The organism is Acidovorax sp. KPB24-07, from assembly GCF_057543315.1.
Map to the genome: position 1 here is coordinate 1 of NZ_BAAJYS010000469.1, position 2364 is coordinate 2364.

At 69.5% G+C, this 2364-nt stretch carries 3 protein-coding genes; 1 reads left to right on the top strand and 2 read right to left on the bottom strand.

Annotated elements, in window-relative coordinates; genetic code table 11:
• The first annotated feature begins 112 nt into the window (after window positions 1–112).
• Window positions 113–583 (top strand): hypothetical protein, encoded by a 471-nt coding sequence (locus AC27IQ_RS22670; RefSeq protein ID WP_487090885.1) that lies wholly within the window; start codon window positions 113–115, stop codon window positions 581–583.
• A 31-nt stretch (window positions 584–614) separates the two neighbouring features.
• On the opposite strand, the gene AC27IQ_RS22675 is transcribed toward AC27IQ_RS22670, so the two are convergent.
• On the bottom strand, window positions 615–1100 hold the full coding sequence (locus tag AC27IQ_RS22675; RefSeq protein WP_317357335.1) for a glutathione peroxidase: 486 nt from the start codon (window positions 1098–1100) through the stop codon (window positions 615–617).
• 68 nt (window positions 1101–1168) lie between these two features.
• On the bottom strand, window positions 1169–2179 hold the full coding sequence (locus AC27IQ_RS22680; RefSeq protein WP_317357338.1) for a TRAP transporter substrate-binding protein: 1011 nt from the start codon (window positions 2177–2179) through the stop codon (window positions 1169–1171).
• Window positions 2180–2364 lie beyond the last annotated feature (185 nt).

Genomic DNA, 2364 nt, shown 5'->3' on the forward strand with positions numbered 1-2364 from the left:
CGGGTCTGGCCTGCGGGCCCGGCGCGCCAGTGTGCGTGACCGTCGGGGCGTTCGTGGGCGGCGCGCTGGCGGCCTTCGGCGTGGATTTCCTGTGGTGAGCGGCGGGCCGGCGATGCGCATCCTCACCCCCGCTGACATTTCCCTGGCACCCTTGCCCGCCGAGGGCGGCGAGGCCCCGATGCAAAGCCGGGTCGTGCAGGGCGGCCTGCCCCTGCAGGCCCGCGTGGACGGGTTGGTGCTGGAGGCGGCCTTCGAGTGCCGGGGCTTTCACCTGCTGTTCACCACCGACGATGTGCCGCAGGAAGACCTGCTGCACATCACGCTGTTCGATGGCCAGTGGCAGCCGCTGGACGCGGCCACCATCGGCGGGGCCTACACCACGGGGAGTTTTTCGCTGGTCGGGCTGGAGGGCGAGCACACCGTGCGGTTCCGCTTCATCGGTGACACCGACTGGAGCGTGGAGATTTTGCCCAGCCCGGGCTTTCGCATGCCGCTGGTCTCGGAGCCTCGGGGCGTCACGCGGGCGCTGGGGTTCTCCAGGCACTTCGTGGTGCGCGGCGATCCGCAGCCGCAGGGCCGCTAGGAATGCATCGGCCCGCCGATCGCTCGGTCCATCAGCCGGCCAGCGCGGCGGCGATGTCCGGCGCCATGGACTGCGGCGTATCGCGCGGGCCGTAGCGGCGCAGCACCTGCCCGTCCCGGCCGATGAGGAACTTGGTGAAGTTCCACTTGATCGCCTGGGTGCCCAGCAGGCCCGGGGCCTCGGCCTTGAGCCAGCGGTACAGCGGGTCGGCGTCGGCGCCGTTCACGTCGATCTTGGCCATCATCGGAAAGCTCACACCGTAGTTGAGCTGGCAGAAGCTGGCGATCTCGTCGTTGCTGCCCGGGTCCTGGCGGCCGAACTGGTTGCAGGGAAACCCCAGCACGGCCAGCCCCTTGGGGCCGTATTGCTGGTGCAGGGCCTCCAGCCCGGCGAACTGCGGCGTGAAGCCGCAGGCGCTGGCCGTGTTGACGATGAGCAGCAGCTGCCCCGCGTACTGCCGCAGGGGCACGGTCTGGCCGTTCATCTGCCGGGCCTCGAAGTCGTAGACGCTGGTCATGGCGGGCATCCCTTGCAAGAAAGGTGGATGGATCGGATCGATCGGGCGCCGCCACGCCGGCAGGGCGTTCACCGGGTCTTGGCGGCAGCGGCATTCTCGCCGGAGAAGTACGGAATCATCATGCGGTTGCCGTCGGCGCCGGTGTCGCGGATGTATTCGAGCGAGAACTGCTCGCCCAGGCGCCGCAGCTCGCGGCGCAGCTCGAAGTCGGGCGTCTCCACCTTGATGCCGTTGCGCGCCAGCTCGGCGATGGAGGCGGTGGACGCGGCGCTGCTCGCGTTCCATCCGCGCACCTGGGCCTGGGCGGCGGCCTCCTCGACGATCTTGCGCGTGCCTTCGGGCAGGGCCAGCCACTGGGCCTTGTTCACCAGCACCAGGTTCTTCGGGTACCAGGCATGCACGTTGTAGAAGTATTTGATGGGCAGATCCCACACCTTGTTCTCCACGCCCGTGACGGGCGAGGTGAAGAGCGTGTCGATCTGCCGGTCCAGCACGGCCTGGTTGATGCCCTTGGTGGGCACGTCCACCGGCGTGGCGCCCATCAGCTGGGCGATGCGCACGGTGCTGGGGCTGTAGCTGCGCATCTTGGCGCCGCGCAGGTCGCTCACGTGGCGGATGGACCGCGTGGTGAACAGACCCTGGGCCGGCCAGGGCACGGCGTACAGCGGCACCAGGCCCTGCCGGTCCAGCGCCTCCTGCAGCACGGGGCGCTGCGCCTTCCACAGCCGCAGTGCGTCGTCGTAGCTGTCCACGATGAAGGGAATGGCGTCGGCCCCGGCCAGCTTGGTGTCGGCCGCCAGCGAGCTGAGCAGCACCTCGCCCGCTGCGATCTTGCCGGCGCGCACCTGGCCGGCGATCTCGGACAGCCGGGCCACGCTGTTGTCGGGGCGCACGTCGATCACCAGCGCGCCTTTCGTGCGGTCGTTCACCTCCTGGGCGAACTGCTGCAGGTTGACGGTGTGGAACACGTCGGGCAGGTAGCCCGTGGCGAGGGTCCACTTTGCCTGCGCCGACGCGGCGCCGGGCAGCGCCAAAGAACCGAGCGCCATGAAGAGCGCGCACCATGAACGACGTTTCATACCGAATCTCCGAAAGCGCGCAGCGCCGGCCTGCGGATGCATGACAACGGCGAACGCTGGTGACGTAACTTGCAATGACTATACCGGCGCCCCGCGGGCGCGCAAGCACCGGCCGGGAGAGCCTTGATTTCCATGGCGGCCAAGGGCGTTTGGGCCCCGGCCCTGCGGCGGGGGCGGCGCCTGCG